We start from the raw sequence: 15,456 nt of genomic DNA, 5'->3' as shown, positions 1-15,456 counted from the left end.
ACGAGGAGCACCACGAGTGCCGGATTTCGATCTACTGGTGGTCGGCGGCGGCCCGGGCGGGTACGTCGCCGCCATCCGCGCGGCCCAGCGCGGCCTGCGGGTCGGCTTGGTGGAGAAGGAGCGCCCGGGCGGCGTCTGCCTCAATTGGGGCTGCATTCCGACCAAGGCGATGCTGCGGTCCGCCGAGATCTTCCAAACCGTCACCGCCGCAGCTGATTTCGGCGTATACGCCGACAACGTGCGCTATGACTTCGCCGCGGTGCGGCAGCGCAAGGACGGCATCGTCAAGCAACTCACCGACGGTGTGGCGAGCCTGCTCGCCGCGAACGGCGTGACGGTGATCGAGGGACACGCCCGCTTCACCGGTCCGACCAGCGTCGAGGTATTCGAGGCGGGACAATCGCCGATCTTCCCCGGCGGCCCCCGCTACGCCGCCGCTCCGACAGCCACCGCCACCCGGACGATCAGCGCGGGCGACGTGATCATCGCGACCGGATCGGTGCCCGCTCGGCTGCCGATTCCGGGCGCGGATCTGCCGGGCGTCATCACCTCCGACGGCGCGTTCGGGCTGACCGCGGTGCCCGAACGCCTCGTCGTCATCGGCGGCAGCGCGGTCGGCGCGGAATGGGCCAGCCTGTTCGCGAGTTTCGGCAGCCGGGTCACCGTCGTCGAGCTACAGGACACCCTGGTGCCGCTGGAGGACGCCGACGTCGGCGCCGCCCTGGGACGGTCGTTCACCAAGCGCGGCATCACCGTGCTCACCGGCTCGACCGTCGAAGCCATCGCGCGAACCGATGCCCTGCGCGTCACCGTTGCGGGCGAGCACGCCGGTGAACTCGACGCGGACGTGGTACTTGTCGGCGTCGGACGCCGTCCCAACACCGCCGACCTCGGCCTGGACCGCGCGGGAATCGACACCGACCCGCGGGGCTTCATCCCCGTCGACGAACGGCTGAGCACCGGCGTCGAACACGTCTACGCCATCGGTGACGTCACCGGGCGTGCCCTGCTCGCACACGTCGCCTCGCATCAGGGCCTCACCGCCGCGGACGTGATCGCCGGCCATCCGGCGCACATCGACTACACCGCGATCCCGGCCGCCACCTTCACCCACCCGGAGATCGCGAGCGTCGGGCTCACCGAGGCGAAGGCCCGCGCCGCCGGGCACGACGTCGTCACCGCCCGATTCCCCTTCGCGGCACTCGGCCGGGCGAAGACCTTCGGCGAAACCGATGGCTTCGTCAAAATCGTTGCCGGACAGCGTCATCGAGAAGTGCTCGGGGTGCACATCATCGGCCCGTCGGCCAGCGACCTGATCACCGAAGGCGCCTTGGCCATTGCGCTGGAGGCGACCCTCGACGAACTCGCCGACACCATCCACGCCCACCCCACTCTCGGCGAGATCGGCATGGAGGCGGCCATGGCCGGACTCGGACTGCCCGTGCACATCCCGCCCCGGAAGCGTTGAGGAGCCCCCGTGACCACCAGCACCGCATCCCGCAAACCGAGTCGCAAGACGGCTCGGTCGACGGCCGCACACACCTCCGCGCCGGTCACCGAGGAGCGCAAGAGCGACGCCGCCGAACCCGCACGGACGCAGGACGACTCCGTTCCGGCCGACGCGCGCATCGCCGCGGAGGATCCCGACAGCCTGCGCGGCCTGTACCGCGACATGCTGTTCGTGCGCCGGTTCGAGGAGCGCACCGCCCAGAGCTATCAGCAGGCGAAGATCGGCGGCTACTGCCATCTCAACCTGGGCGAGGAAGCCACCGTGATCGGTCTCGGCGCGGCCATGCGCCCGACCGACTATCTGTTCACCAACTACCGCGAGCACGGATACGCGCTCGCCAAAGGCATCGAGCCCGGCCGCGTCATGGCGGAACTGTACGGCCGCTCCACCGGCACCTCCAAGGGCTGGGGCGGTTCCATGCACATGTACGACACCGCGACTCGCATGCTGGGCGGTTACGCCATCGTCGGCGGCCAGGTTCCGCTGGCCGTCGGCGCGGCGCTGGCCATCGACTACCGCGGCGAGGACGACGTGGTGGTGTGCCAGATGGGTGAGGGCACGACGAACATCGGTGCGTTCCACGAGTCGCTCAACATCGCGGCCCTGTGGAACCTGCCGGTGGTGTTCCTGGTGATCAACAACCAGACCGGCATGGGCACCACGGTCGAGCGGTCCTCCGCCGAGCCGGATCTGTGGAAGCGCGCCGCCGCCTACCGCATGCGCGGGGAGCGTGTCGACGGCACCGATGTGCTCGCCGTCCGCGATGTGGCCGGTGAGTTGATCGAAACAGCTCGGCGCGAGAAGAAACCCGCGCTGCTCGAGGCGGTCAGTCACCGCCTCAAAGGCCACTCCGTGGTCGACCCGGCGAAATACCGTACCGAAGAGGCCGTCTCGATCGCCCGCGGCAACGATCCCATCGTGCGCTGGCGCGACGCGCTGCTCGCCGCCGGTGTGCTGGACGATCGGTCCGTGGCCGCGCTCGAAGCGGAGGTGACGGCCGCGGTCGCCGCTGCGGTCGAATTCGCCGACACAAGCCCCCATCCGGAGCCGTCGAGCCTGTTCGACTACAACTACGCGACCCCTGTGGCGGGCGATTCGCATCGCCTGCCCGCCGATCCGCTCTTCACCCATTAAGGACATCACCGTGGCTGTCATGACCTATCGTGAAGCGCTGCGCGAGACCCTCCGCGAGGAGATGCGGCGCGACGACGATGTCTTCCTCATCGGGGAGGAGATCGGCATCTTCGAAGGCTCCTACAAGATCACCGCGGGACTGCTGGCCGAATTCGGCGAGAAGCGGGTGCGCGACACTCCCATCGCCGAGGAGGGTTTCGTCGGCGCCGCCATCGGCGCCGCCATGCTCGGACTGCGCCCGGTCGTCGAGATCATGACGATCAATTTCTCGCTGCTGGCGCTGGATCAGATCGTCAACCACGCCGCGAAGATCTACGGCATGTTCGGCGGCCAGACCAGCGTGCCCATGGTCATCCGCACCCCGGGCGGCGGCGGGCAGCAACTGGGCGCGACGCATTCGCAGAACGTGGAGTTGTACTACGCCTTCGTGCCGGGCTTGAAGGTGGTCGCGCCGAGCACTCCGGCCGACGCGCGTGCGCTGCTGAAAGCCGCCATCGAAGACGACGATCCAGTGTTGTTCCTGGAGAACCTGTCGCTGTACAACACCAAAGGCGAAGTGCCGGAATATCTTCCGAGCGTCCAGATCGGCAAGGCCGCGGTCACGAGAACCGGCTCCGACATCACGCTGATCGGGTACTCGCGAATGGCGACGATCTGCTCCGAGGTCGCCGAACGACTCGCCGCCGACGGTTTCTCGGCAGAGGTCATCGACCTGCGCAGCCTTCGTCCGCTGGACCGCGCCACCCTGATCGAGTCCGTCCGTAAGACCGGCTGCGCCGTCATCGGCGAAGACGACTGGCTCACCTACGGCATCGGCGCAGAGGTCGCGGCCTCCATCTCCGACGGCGCCTTCGACTACCTCGACGCCCCGGTCCGCCGGGTGGCCATGGCCGAGGTGCCGCTGCCCTATGCCAAGCCGCTCGAACGACTCGCCCTGCCGTCGGCCGATTCGCTGTACACCGCCGCAGTGGAAACCCTTGCGGCAGTGGGCAAGCGACGCTGAAAGACCAGAGGACATTCATGCCCGAAATCACCATGCCCCGCCTCTCCGACACCATGGAGGAAGGCGTCGTCGTCTCCTGGCTCAAGCAGGTGGGCGATCCGGTCGAACAAGGCGAAATCCTCGCCGAGATCGAAACCGACAAAGCTCTCATGGAGCTCGAGGCGTACGACAGCGGCGTGCTCGAGCAAATCCTCGCCGGTGAGGGCGCGCGGGTGCCGATCGGAACACCCATCGGCGTCATCGGCGACGGCAGCGGAACTACCGCGAGCGGCCCGAACGGGGGTACGCCCGCCCCCGCCGAGGAGCAAGCTCCTGCCGGACACGGTGCGGAGCCGGACACTCGCCCGGTTCCGGCTGTCACGGTGACCGAACCCACCGTCGACTCCCGCGCAACGGTGCGGCGAAAGAAGACGTCGCCGCTGGCGCGCAAGATCGCCGACGAACTCGGCGTCGACATCACCACCGTCGTCGGCACCGGCCCCGGTGGGCGCATCATCCGGCAGGATGTCGAATCCGCCCATCGTGCAGCCGAACTCGATCCGCCGCGGAAGGTCGTCCCCGCTCCCCCGAGCGAGGTTTCCGCTCCGGCCGCAGGCGACTACGAGGAAATTCCGCTGACCACCATCCAGCGTGTCTCGGCCACGCGGCTCACCGAGAGCAAACAACAAGCTCCGCACATCTATCTGACCAACGCGATCGATGTGACCGACCTCTTCGACTTCCGCGCACAGGTCAACGCCACGCTGGCGCAGACAGGTGTGAAGGTCAGCGTCAACGATCTGCTGCTCAAGGCCGTCGCCGTGACGCTGCGGAACAACCCTGCGGTCAATGTCTCCTTCGCAGGCGACAAATTGTTGCGGCACCGTGGCATCAACCTCGGTATGGCGGTCGCGACGCCCGCGGGCCTTCTCGTTCCCGTGCTGCGGGACGCCGATCGCAAGAGCGTGTCCGAGATCGCCGCCGAGAGCAGGGACAAAGCCGAACGCGCCCGCGAGCGCAAGTTGCGGACCGACGAGATGAGCGGCGGCACTTTCACCATCTCCAACCTCGGTATGTTCGGCATCGAGCACTTCACCGCCGTCATCAACCCACCGGAGGCCGCCATCCTGGCCGTCGGCGCGGCCACAGACGAACTGCGTCTGGACGACGGTGAAGTGGTGACCCGCAAGATTCTGCGGGTCACCATGTCCGCAGACCACCGCGCCATCGACGGAGCCGTGGCCGCACAGTTCCTGCAACAGCTGAAGGACCTGCTGGAACATCCACTCCGCATCGTGACCTGACACTTCGGCGCTCAGCCAACCGCCTTCCGCACCAGTTCGCCGATCCTCGCCTCCTCGGCGGCGGACACCTTCGTCAGCGCGAAGTACGTCGGCCACATGGCGCCGTCGTCGAGGGTGGCGATATCGCTGAAACCGAGAGTCGCGTAACGCGATTTGAACTTTTCCGCGCTCTGGAAGAAGCACACGACCTTGCCGTCCTTGGCGTAGGCGGGCATGCCGTACCACAGCTTCGGCGACAGATCCGGAGCGCTGGCTCGGACGACGGCGTGCACCCGCTCGGCCATGACGCGATCGGATTCGGCCATTCCGGCGATCTTCTCGAGCACGTCCTTCTCCCCGTCCGCCTTCGTCGCGCGCGAGCCGCGGCGCGCGGCCGTCTTCAACTCTTGGGCGTGCTCCTTCATCGCGGCGCGTTCCTCGTCGGTGAATCCCACCGCGGTCTTGGTCTTGGCGTTGGTGCGGGTGGCGGACTTCTGCGCGGTCATGAGTGTGTCTCCTTCGTCTCGGACAGGGGTGATTTCGATGGTGGTTCGGGCGCTCATCGGTCCTGGATCAGCCCGAGGACGTGGCCGTCGACGTCGGTGACGGTGGCCACCAGGCGGCCGCCGCCGACATCGTGGGCGGACTCCGCTACAGTGGCGCCCGCGGCGGTCACTTCCGCCAGCTTCGCCTCGATGTCCGGCACGTGCCAGTAGGCCACCGGTGCGGTCATTCCCTGCGGTCCGCCGTTCGGCACCAGCCCGATGTGCTGGCCCTCGGCCTCGAAGCCGACGTAGTAAGGCGAGTCGGTCTGCGGCGCCGTGCCGAGCAAAGCGGTGAACAGCGCCTTGGCTGCCGCCAGGTCGGACACGGGATGCAGCACGGTCTTGATTCCCTGGGTGGGAGAGCTGGTCATGATCACTCCTGAACTCGTCGGTCACGTTGTCCCGGTGTGCCATCTGTCGGGCGAACCGGGCGTGCTCACAGCATCTCTCCCGGCGACTCCGACCCACATCCGTGGCGACCACGGAACCGTCCACTGATCGGGCCACCGATCGACTACGGCGGCAACCCGCAACCGGGAACAGACCGAGAAGTATGAGGGCGAAGGGATACGGCAGAATCGGTGCCATGGTGGCGACGGTGGAGATCTCGGCTCGGGAAGCCGAGGTGCTGGCGCTGGTGGGGGAACATCTCAGTAACGCCGAGATCGGGGCGAAGCTGTTCATCTCCGTGCGCACCGTGGAAAGCCACGTCTCCTCACTGCTGCGCAAGCTGGAGGTGCCCGATCGGCGGGCACTGGCCCAGCGCGCGTCCGCTTCGGTACGCGACGACCGGCCGCACCCGGCGCCGGTCCTGCCGAGGCCGCTGACTTCCTTCATCGGCCGCGGCCGGGAGCGCGCGGAACTGACCGCGATGATCGGCGAATACCGGCAGGTGACCGCGGTCGGTCCCGGCGGAGTGGGCAAGACCCGGCTTGCGCTGGCCGTCGCGGCGGAGATGGCCGCTGCGTACACCGACGGGGTGTGGTTCGTCGACCTGGTGCCGGTCACCAGCGCGGACACCGGCGTGATCGCCGGTACGGTCGCCCTCGCGCTCGGCCTCGGCGAGCAGCCCGGCCGCGGCATGGACGAGTCTGTGCTCACCGCGCTGGCCGACCGGCACGCCTTACTGGTGCTGGACAACTGCGAGCATGTGCGCGACGGGGTGGCGCCGTTCATCGAACGACTGCTCGCGACATGTCCGCGATTGACGGTGCTGGCGACCAGCCGGGCCCGGCTGATGGTGCCGTTCGAGCGGGTGTACACGGTCGCGCCGATGTCCTTGGCCGGCGATGGCGACTCGGATGCGGTCCGGCTGTTCATGGACCGCGCGGCGGCCGGCGGCTGGCCGCCGAATCACGCCCTTCGCGACCAGGTCGCCACCTTCTGCGAGCGACTCGATGGTGTGGCGCTGGCGATCGAGTTGGCTGCCGCACGCTGGACGACGCTCGGGCTGGATGGTCTCGAAGCCGGACTGTCGGACCAGCTCCGGATGCTCGCCGGGGGACCGCGCGCCGAGGACCGGCACCGGTCGGTCCGGGCAGCGCTGGACTGGAGCCACGCCTTGCTGGAGCCGGACGATCGAGTGCTACTGCGCCGGGTGTCGGTCTTCATGGGCGCGTTCACCGTCGAGGCGGCGGCGCAGGTAGCGGCGTCCGAGAAAGCCGTTGTCGCAGACGGACTGGCCCGACTCGCCGAGCAGAGCCTGCTCGCGGTGACGGCATACCCGAGTGGGACCGGATACCGGGCGCTGGAAACCATCCGCCAGTACGGGACGGAGCAGCTCACGCAGGCCGGTGAACTGGCAGGCACCCGTGCGGGGCACCTCCGCTGGTGCCTGGCCGAGGCCGCCGAGCTGACGGTGGTGAAAGCGGACTGGCGGGCACGATTCGACGCGGTGGCCGACGACTTCCGCGCCGCGATGACGTGGGCGAACGATCAGCCGGAGCACCGCGCGGATGCCTTCCGGTTCGCCCAGCATCTGGCGCGACTGTGCTTCACCCGAAATCTGATCGGTGAGTCCCAGATGCGCTACGAGCAGGCGGCCGCGCTCGCCGACGACCCGTCCGCCGCCGCCTCGATGCTGCGCCATGCCGCTGCCGCGGCCGGAGGTCAGATGCGGGGCGACGATATGCACCGCCTGCACCGCGCGGCCGCGGAGGCGGCCCTCAGGTCCGGCGACTCCGCCGGCGCCGCCCGCGACCTGGCGACCGCCGCTGCCAACGGCTACCGGTTCGCGAGTAAGTTCGTCCGGCCCCTGGCACCGGAGGAAGCCATCGCGCTCATCACCGAGGCGCGGCAGCTCGCCGGTGTCGACCCGCCCGCCCAGGCCGCCGTGGCGCTGGCCGAAGCCGGACGAGCGCTCACCGATGCCCTCACCGGCCTGCACTCATCCGACCTTGTGTCCGAGACCGTCGCGCGCGCCGAACGTGCCGTCGAACTCGCCAGGCACACGGCTGATCCGCTCGCGGAGTCCGCTGCGCTCGACACACTCGCCGGGGCGCACAGCATGGCCGGTGACACCTTCGCCGCAGCGGCCGTTGCGCGTAGCCGAATGGTGTTGTTGAACTCCGCTCCGCATACCCCAGCCGGTACCCATGAGCTGATCGACGCGCTCGGCGAGGCCGCCGAGGCCGAACTCGGCGCGGGTGATCTGCTGGGCGCCCGCCGGTGGGCCCAGCAGCTCGCGGATCATCCGCTGCTCGCCGAGGTCGGACATCGCGCGACGAGCTGGCTGCTGGTGACCGACGCGTTGGCGGGCAATGTCGAGGAGGTACGCACCAACAGCGTCCGATTCCTCGAGTCGTGGCATCGGGTCGGCAACCCCGTCAAGTCGGTCCTCGGTCCGGCGGTAGCCGGCGTGGCGATGATCCACGACCTACGCGGCGACCATGACGCTCGGGCCGAATGGGACGCCGTCGTAGCCCGACTCGGCACGCCACCAGCGCATATCCACGGCTATGGCGCGGTCTTCGACGCACTCGCCATGCTCCACCGCGGGCAGGTGAGCGCGGCGTTGGAACGGATGGCAGCCGATCCCGGCGAGGTATGGAGATGGGTCACCTGGATCTGGCTGCACTGGTATGTGGCGCTGCGGGCTGAAGCCGCCGTGCTCGCCAAGGCCCCCGATGCCGCCGATCGCCTCGCCGAGGCCAGGACCATCGTCGCCGGAAACCCCATCGCCGGTGCCATCGTCGAGCGCGCCGCGGCATTGCACGCCGGTGACCGGCAGCGGCTGCTCGCCACGGCGGCCGCGTTCGACGCCGCCGGTTGCCGTTACCAGTCGGCGCGGACCGCGGTGCTCGCCGGTGGCGAGCACGCCGCACGCGGCGCGGCCGCGCTCGCCGAACTCGGCCTCGCCCCAATGGCGCCTATCACTTTGTGAACCGCCGTCTGCGCTTGGCTCGCGCTTACTTCCCGCGTCCCGACGAACGACGGAACAATCGCCGGACGCGCTCGCCGAGACTCGGCGCGGGTTGCGGCTGCGCACGGGCGGTTTCAGCGTCCGCCGCGGCCGACGCCGCCTGGGCCAATCGCGCGTGCAGTTGTTCGCGCACCTGGTCCGGGGTGTAGGCACGGCGGCGGCGCTCGGCGCGCACCACCACGACACCGGTGGCAACCACACCGGCCACACCCGCCAATCCCACTGCCTTCCACCACCTCATACCGCATAGGCTACGACCATGACGGGGACGGGCATCGATCTCGACCGAGCGGTCGAGGTCACCAGGACGGGTGACATCTGGCTTTTCCGTGGCCATTCCACAGCCGACCGGGTGATTCGCATGACGACGAACAGTCCGGTGAACCATGTCGGGATGTCCGTCGTGATCGACGACCTGCCCGCGCTGATCTGGCACGCGGAGCTCGGACGATCACTGACCGACATGTGGTCGGGGACCGCGCACCGTGGCGCCCAGTTGCACAATCTGCGCGATGCCGTTCTGGTCTGGGCACACCGCTACGGTCAGCAGGCATGGTTGCGCCAGTTGAACCCTCCCGCCACCCGCGCCATGGAGGACGGCGCGCTGCGCGCCATCGCCCGGCTCGACGGCACTCCGTTCCCCTCCACCGCGGGCTTGGCGGGGCGCTGGCTCCGCGGTCGTGCGCGTCTGCCCCGCAGGAAGACGAGTGGATCGACCGCCCGCGAGCTGGAGAACGCGTACTGTGCCGAAATCGTCGCCGCCACATACCAAGCGATGGGGCTGCTGCCCGAGCGCCGCAGCCCCGACTGGTACGACCCGGGCCGATTCTGGAGCGGAGACCGACTGCAACTGTCCGGCGACTACGCATTGAGCGGCGAAATAGCCGTACGGACACCGGCTCGCACGGATTCCTGACGCGAACACGAGAGCGGGACCCGGCGGTCCCGAAGTAAAAATCACCTCGATTTTCACAATATGGAGCGGATAAGAACATCCGTACCGTGGGGCCATATGGTCCCATCATCCTATCTGTGCAGGGCGCATTACTTACCGGCGCATATTCGAGTTGTCGCATGACCACCTACCGGCAGGACGGATCGTCGGTCGAACTTCCCTCACTTCGGCCATTGTTGTTCACCGTTTACGTACCCGCGGCGGCGTACGGGATCGGCATGGGAGCCGCGGCGCCCGTCATGGCACTCACGGCGCTCGACCTGGGCGCGTCGGCCGCCGTCGCTGGTCTGACCGTCGCCCTGGTCGGCCTCGGGCAGATACTCGGCGACATTCCCGCGGGCCAGGTCGTCGCCCGGCTCGGTGAGCGGATCTCCATCATCGCCGCGAGTACGGCGGGTTCGATCGGCGTGCTGTTGTGCTTGTTCGCACCGGCGGTGCCGATTCTGGGTGCAGGGCTGATAATCGTCGGACTGTCCAATGCGGTATGGGGATTGGCTCGAATGAGCTATCTGTCGGAAGTGGTGCCGTTCGAACGCCGAGCGCGGGCGATGTCGTTATTCGGCGGAGCCATGCGACTGGGATTCTTCGCCGGACCGTTTCTCGGCGCGGCCGCTATCACCGGCCTCGGCACGCGCGGCGGATTCGTCGTCCAGTTGATCGCCATCGCGATCGCCGGATGGCTGATGGCCCGGCTGCCGGACCCGCAGACCTCGGCCGCCGGAGCGATACCGAAACCGCCGCTGTCCCTAGTCGAGATCACGCGAGCACATCGCGCGCTGTTACTGACGCTGGGCGCCGGGTCGTTGTTGATGGGTGCGGCGCGTTCGTCACGGGAAGCCGTACTGCCGCTCTGGGCCGATCATCTCGGCGTCGACGCTGCTACCGCGAGCCTGATTTTCGGCATCGGGGCGGGCCTCGATGTACTGTGCGCCTATCCCGCAGGCCATTTGATGGACCGGTACGGCAGGAGATTCATCGCCGTGCCGTCGTTGGTTATCCTGGCCGTCGCGTATTTGTCGGTGCCGCTGACCGATTCGGCGCTCACACTCGGCATCGCTGCGATCGTCATGGGAATCGGCAACGGCATCGGCAACGGTGTCATCATGACCATCGGCGCCGATATCGCGCCCGCCGCAAGCCGTGCCGAGTTCCTCGCCGCGTGGCGGCTCACCCACGACGGCGGTTTCTTCGTGGGCCCGTTGGTGATCAGCGGATTGGCGGCGATCGGTCCGCTGGCCGTGGCGGTCCTCGCCATCGGAGGCGTGTCGGCCCTCGGCGCCGGGGTGATGGCGCGATACATTCCGGTGTACATCCCTTGGCCCAAACCGAGCTATCGCGCAGTTCAGCCGTAGTTACCGTTCTCAGCCGACCAAATGAGGAAGACGGATCGGGCTCGCGCGCAACGACGCCCGATCCGTCGCATGCATTACTTCGGAGCCTGCGAGTTGTACTTGTTGGTGTAGAACTTCGACGGCTCGAACGAACCGGTGATGGCGCCGGTATCCCGCAACCAATCCTCCCAGCGCACGAAGTCGGCATCGACGATCACGCCGTTGACGGCAGGCACTCCGACCGAAAGCCAGTACTTCACCGACGAGGCGTCCTCCCCCGAATGCTTTCGCTTCTCGATGATTTCGGTGAACTTCGCGACCACCTGGTCACGAGGAGTCGTCTTCTGCCATTCGATCGCCTTGGCGACCCCGTCGACGAATGCCCGGACACTGTCGGGGTTCTTGGCGATGAAGTCGTTGCGGAACACGTACTGGCCGCCGTTGAAGGGACCGAACTCCTCGTAGTCGGTGAAGACCGGACGAAGGCCGCCATTGGCGATCGCGCGCTGCTGGAATTGTCCGCTCAGAGCGGCCACGTCGACCTGGCCGCGCCGCACGGCGTCCTCGGTATTCGGCGGGGGCAACACCACCAGCTGAACCGATTTGATCTGCTGCTCGGTGAAACCGACCTTCTTCAGCGCGGTGTGGATGTCCGCCTCGGACTGACCACCCAGGGTGTTCACCCCGATCTTCTTGTCCAGCAGATCCTTCGGAGTTCTGATCGGACTGTTCTCGGGAACATAGAATCCGGTGAACGTCTTCGCATCGGATCCGTAGTAGTTCACCACCGCTGTGATCGGCGCACCGCCCTGCGCCAGTTTCGCGACCGCGCCGCCGAACGCGCCGCCGAAATCGACCTGACCGGTCGCCGCCGATTGGATGTCCTGCGGACCGCTGATGGTATTGCCCTGCCATTCGAGCTTCACTTTGCCGTCGAAGAAGCCCAGATCCTCCGCGAGTTCGGGAATGACGACTTGCGAGGCCCAGCCTTGATACCGCAGGACCGGCACACCGCCGGAGGTGCGGACCTCCCCGCCACCGCATGCGGTCGAAAGCAATGCCAGAGTTGTGGCGACTACCGCGCCTATCAGAAACTTGCTGCGCGTTATCACGCTCATACTCTCCCTCGATACATCCGCCGACGCGCCATCGCGTCGCAGTGCAGCGATCGTTGAGCATGCGCTATTTCGTGTCCAGGGTTGTCTTCGGCGCGATTCGAAAACGACACGCGCTCGCGGCAGGCACATCGTCGTGCCCGCCGCGGTGCGACGCCCCGCGATCAGGCGCTGCGCGTACCTTCCAGCGGCCGTGTGGCGGTCGACTTCTCGGTCCGCCTGAAGGTCAGCACCCCGTCTTCGAGCGCGCCCTTGCGCAGCAGCTTGCGATCGCGGAAGTAGTTGTTGATCACCTGCCACGGGCCATTGGTGCCCTGCCGCGGCATCACCGCGTCGCCGCGCTGGATGTAGCCGGAGGTCAGTGCCCCGCCCATCACCGAGTCGGCGCCTCGGTCGCGCTCGGTGGCGACGGCCTCGACCCGGGTGAAACCGTTCTTCCTCATGTGGTTGAGCACCCGGCAGAAGTACTCGGCCGCCAGGTCCGCTTTCAACGTCCAGGACGCGTTGGTGTAGCCGAGCACCATCATCGCGTTCGGCACGCTGTCGAGCATGGCCCCCTTGTAGACCACCCGGTCCCGGGTCACCACCGGCTCGCCGTCGATCTCCAGGGTCATGCCGCCCAGCATCTGCACGCTCAGGCCGGTGGCGCTGATGACCAGATCGGCGGGCAGTTCCTCGCCGGAGGCCAAGCGGATGCCGGTCTCGGTGAAGGTCTCGATGCGGTCGGTGACGATGGAGGCCTTGCCGCTGCGCAACACCTTGAACAGGTCACCGTTGGGAACCACGCACAGCCGCTGGTCCCACGGGTTGTAGTTCGGCGTGAAATGGCGCATGTCGATGCCGGGGCCGACCTGCATGCGCACGGCGGCCAGCAGGAGCTTCTTCGCCGCCTCCGGGTTGGTGCGGGAGAGTTGGAAGCTCGCGCGCTGCAAGGCGATATTGCGGGCCCGGCCGATCCGGTAGGCCAGCTTCTCCGGCACCTTGGCGGCTTTCATCCCCACCGCGACCGGGTCGTCGGCGGGCAGCGCGGTGATGTACGTCGGCGAGCGTTGCAGCATGGTGACGTGCGCCGCCGCGTCGCTCATGGCCGGGATCAGAGTGATCGCGGTGGCGCCGGAGCCGATCACCACCACCCTCTTGCCTGCGTAGTCGAGGTCTTCCGGCCAGTGCTGGGGATGCACGATGCGCCCACCGAAGTTCTCCTCACCGGGAAACTGCGGACGGTAGCCGTTGTCGTAGTCGTAGTAGCCGGTGCAGCCGACCAGGAAGTCGCTGGTGTGGATCTCGGTCTCGCCGGTCTGCTCGTCGAGCGCCTCGACCGTCCAGGTGGCCGTCTCGCTCGACCAGCGGGCCGTGGTGACCTTGCGGCCGAACCGGATGTGCTCGGTGACGCCGTACTCGGCCGCCGTCTCCTCGATGTAGTGGCGGATGTGCGGGCCGTCTGCGAGGACCTTGGTGCCGTTCCACGGGCGGAAGCCGTAGCCGAAGGTGTACATGTCGGAATCGGAGCGGATGCCGGGGTAACGGAACAGATCCCAGGTGCCGCCGATGGCGGTCCTGCGTTCCAGGATCGCGTAACTGCGTCCCGTCTGCTCTTTGGTGAGATGGCAGGCCATGCCGATTCCGGACAGCCCAGCGCCGATGATCAATACGTCGACATGCCGCGTCATTGAGGTACTCGTTTCGTCCGGTCCGCCTCGCACACCTGAGGGTGCGTGCTGAGGCCAGATTACGTGTTATTCGTGGTTACGTCTAGTCACGAATAGTGACACGTACCGAGACCGGAATAAAAACCGGCCTGGTTTCAAATCGTGACCTGAGCCGGCGGAGCGCCCAGCATGGATCACTGCGGCGCGCCCACAAGGCGCACCGCCCGATCTGTCCCACCCAAGGTGCCGCGGGGCCGTTGTGACCGCGACACCGGTTCGGGTCGCTTCGCGTGCGCGCTGGTCACCGCGGTGGCTCGGCCGCGGTCTCCGGAAGGGAGTTGGCTCAGCATGAGTCTGTCGTTCCACTGGTTCCTCCCCACTTACGGCGATTCCCGCGGACTGGTCGCGGGCGGGCACGGCACCTTCATGTCCGGTGATCGCCCGGCCAGCCTGCGGTATCTGAACCAGATCGGCGCCGCCGCCGAGGACAACGGGTTCGAGGCCGTGCTCACCCCCACCGGCGCGTGGTGCGAGGACGCCTGGCTGACCACCGCGATGATGGTGGAGACCACCGAGACGCTGAAGTTCCTGGTGGCATTCCGCCCCGGCCTGGTCAGCCCGACGCTCGCGGCACAGATGGCGGCCACCTTCCAGCGGCATTCCAGGGGCAGGCTGCTGCTCAACGTGGTGACCGGTGGCGAGCCGCACGAGCAGCAGGCCTACGGCGACTTCCTGGACAAGTCCCAGCGCTACGCACGCACCGGCGAATTCCTGCATGTGGTGCGGGAACTGTGGACCTCCACCGAGCCGGTGACGTTCGAAGGCGAACACATCCGAGTCGAGCAGGCACTGCTGAGCAATCGACCGGACCCGGTGCCGCCGGTGTTCTTCGGCGGTTCCTCCGAACCCGCGGGCCCGATCGCGGCCCGCTATAGCGACACCTACCTGACCTGGGGCGAGCCGCTGCTCGCGGTGAGCAGGAAGCTGGAATGGATCCGCCGTCTGGCGGTGGACCACGGACGCGTCCTCGACTACGGCCTGCGCATCCACGTGATCAGCCGTGACACCTCCGAGCAGGCCTGGGCCGAGGCCGACCGGCTGCTGGCCGGCATCGACCCCGCCGACATCGAGCAGGTGCAGGCGAACCTGGCGCGCAGCGAATCCGAAGGCCAGCGGCGCATGCTGGAACTGCACGGCGGCAGCACCGAACGGCTGGAGATCGCGCCGAATCTCTGGGCGGGCGTCGGCCTGGTCCGCGGCGGCGCGGGCACCGCACTGGTCGGCTCGCATGCCGAAGTCGCCGAACGGCTGGCCGAATACGCGCGCCTGGGCATCACCCACTTCATCCTCTCCGGCTATCCGCACTTGGAAGAGGCGTACTGGTTCGGCGAAGGCGTGCTGCCGATCCTGGAGCGCAAAGGCCTGTGGCGGCATCCCAACCGCACCGAGCACATCGCCGCCGCCACGCCCTTCGCGACGTCATCCGGCAGCTGAGCGCAACACCCCAGTTATTCCCACGCGCTGCTACGCG

At 67.7% G+C, this 15,456-nt stretch carries 13 protein-coding genes; 8 read left to right on the top strand and 5 right to left on the bottom strand.

Annotation, left to right across the window (positions count from 1 at the left end; all coding sequences use genetic code 11):
- Nucleotides 1-16 precede the first annotated feature (16 nt).
- The 4 genes from lpdA to ACWESM_RS31835 are packed head-to-tail and all read left to right on the top strand — an operon-like array spanning nucleotide 17 to nucleotide 4,930.
- Nucleotides 17-1,468: a dihydrolipoyl dehydrogenase gene (gene lpdA, locus ACWESM_RS31850; RefSeq protein ID WP_452494929.1), complete on the top strand. Its 1,452-nt coding sequence runs from the start codon at nucleotides 17-19 to the stop codon at nucleotides 1,466-1,468.
- A gap of 9 nt (nucleotides 1,469-1,477) precedes the next feature.
- On the top strand, nucleotides 1,478-2,644 hold the full coding sequence (pdhA, locus tag ACWESM_RS31845; RefSeq protein ID WP_452494927.1) for a pyruvate dehydrogenase (acetyl-transferring) E1 component subunit alpha: 1,167 nt from the start codon (nucleotides 1,478-1,480) through the stop codon (nucleotides 2,642-2,644).
- A 19-nt stretch (nucleotides 2,645-2,663) separates the two neighbouring features.
- Nucleotides 2,664-3,647, top strand: a complete 984-nt coding sequence (locus ACWESM_RS31840) for an alpha-ketoacid dehydrogenase subunit beta (RefSeq protein WP_364426268.1) — start codon at nucleotides 2,664-2,666, stop codon at nucleotides 3,645-3,647.
- A 17-nt stretch (nucleotides 3,648-3,664) separates the two neighbouring features.
- On the top strand, nucleotides 3,665-4,930 hold the full coding sequence (locus ACWESM_RS31835) for a dihydrolipoamide acetyltransferase family protein (RefSeq protein WP_452494925.1): 1,266 nt from the start codon (nucleotides 3,665-3,667) through the stop codon (nucleotides 4,928-4,930).
- Between the two features lie 11 nt (nucleotides 4,931-4,941).
- On the opposite strand, the gene ACWESM_RS31830 is transcribed toward ACWESM_RS31835, so the two are convergent.
- Complete coding sequence (locus ACWESM_RS31830; protein ID WP_364426274.1) at nucleotides 4,942-5,415, bottom strand: iron chaperone; 474 nt, start codon at nucleotides 5,413-5,415, stop codon at nucleotides 4,942-4,944.
- 53 nt (nucleotides 5,416-5,468) lie between these two features.
- Nucleotides 5,469-5,825 carry a VOC family protein gene (locus ACWESM_RS31825; protein WP_356964301.1) on the bottom strand — a complete coding sequence of 119 codons (357 nt, stop codon included), beginning with the start codon at nucleotides 5,823-5,825 and terminating at the stop codon, nucleotides 5,469-5,471.
- Between the two features lie 215 nt (nucleotides 5,826-6,040).
- Here ACWESM_RS31825 and ACWESM_RS31820 point away from each other — a divergent pair, with 215 nt between their 5' ends.
- Complete coding sequence (locus tag ACWESM_RS31820; protein WP_452494923.1) at nucleotides 6,041-8,836, top strand: ATP-binding protein; 2,796 nt, start codon at nucleotides 6,041-6,043, stop codon at nucleotides 8,834-8,836.
- A 25-nt stretch (nucleotides 8,837-8,861) separates the two neighbouring features.
- Here ACWESM_RS31820 and ACWESM_RS31815 read toward each other — a convergent pair whose 3' ends face one another.
- Entirely contained in the window at nucleotides 8,862-9,116 is a 255-nt protein-coding gene (locus tag ACWESM_RS31815) for a hypothetical protein (RefSeq protein WP_452494921.1), read from the bottom strand.
- A gap of 18 nt (nucleotides 9,117-9,134) precedes the next feature.
- On the opposite strand from ACWESM_RS31815, the gene ACWESM_RS31810 reads away from it, so the two are divergent.
- Nucleotides 9,135-9,791 carry a hypothetical protein gene (locus tag ACWESM_RS31810; protein ID WP_355073917.1) on the top strand — a complete coding sequence of 219 codons (657 nt, stop codon included), beginning with the start codon at nucleotides 9,135-9,137 and terminating at the stop codon, nucleotides 9,789-9,791.
- Nucleotides 9,792-9,949: 158 nt separating this feature from the next.
- Nucleotides 9,950-11,182 carry an MFS transporter gene (locus ACWESM_RS31805; RefSeq protein WP_355073919.1) on the top strand — a complete coding sequence of 411 codons (1,233 nt, stop codon included), beginning with the start codon at nucleotides 9,950-9,952 and terminating at the stop codon, nucleotides 11,180-11,182.
- A gap of 74 nt (nucleotides 11,183-11,256) precedes the next feature.
- On the opposite strand, the gene ACWESM_RS31800 is transcribed toward ACWESM_RS31805, so the two are convergent.
- Nucleotides 11,257-12,279 carry an ABC transporter substrate-binding protein gene (locus ACWESM_RS31800; RefSeq protein WP_452494919.1) on the bottom strand — a complete coding sequence of 341 codons (1,023 nt, stop codon included), beginning with the start codon at nucleotides 12,277-12,279 and terminating at the stop codon, nucleotides 11,257-11,259.
- 161 nt (nucleotides 12,280-12,440) lie between these two features.
- A complete protein-coding gene (locus tag ACWESM_RS31795) occupies nucleotides 12,441-13,946 on the bottom strand; it encodes a flavin-containing monooxygenase (RefSeq protein WP_397277859.1) in 1,506 nt (501 codons plus the stop codon).
- Nucleotides 13,947-14,273: 327 nt separating this feature from the next.
- On the opposite strand from ACWESM_RS31795, the gene ACWESM_RS31790 reads away from it, so the two are divergent.
- Nucleotides 14,274-15,419 carry an LLM class flavin-dependent oxidoreductase gene (locus ACWESM_RS31790; protein WP_397277861.1) on the top strand — a complete coding sequence of 382 codons (1,146 nt, stop codon included), beginning with the start codon at nucleotides 14,274-14,276 and terminating at the stop codon, nucleotides 15,417-15,419.
- Nucleotides 15,420-15,456: the final 37 nt, after the last annotated feature.

This window comes from Nocardia sp. NPDC003999, from assembly GCF_053604885.1.
This window is presented reverse-complemented; position numbering and strand designations above follow the sequence as displayed.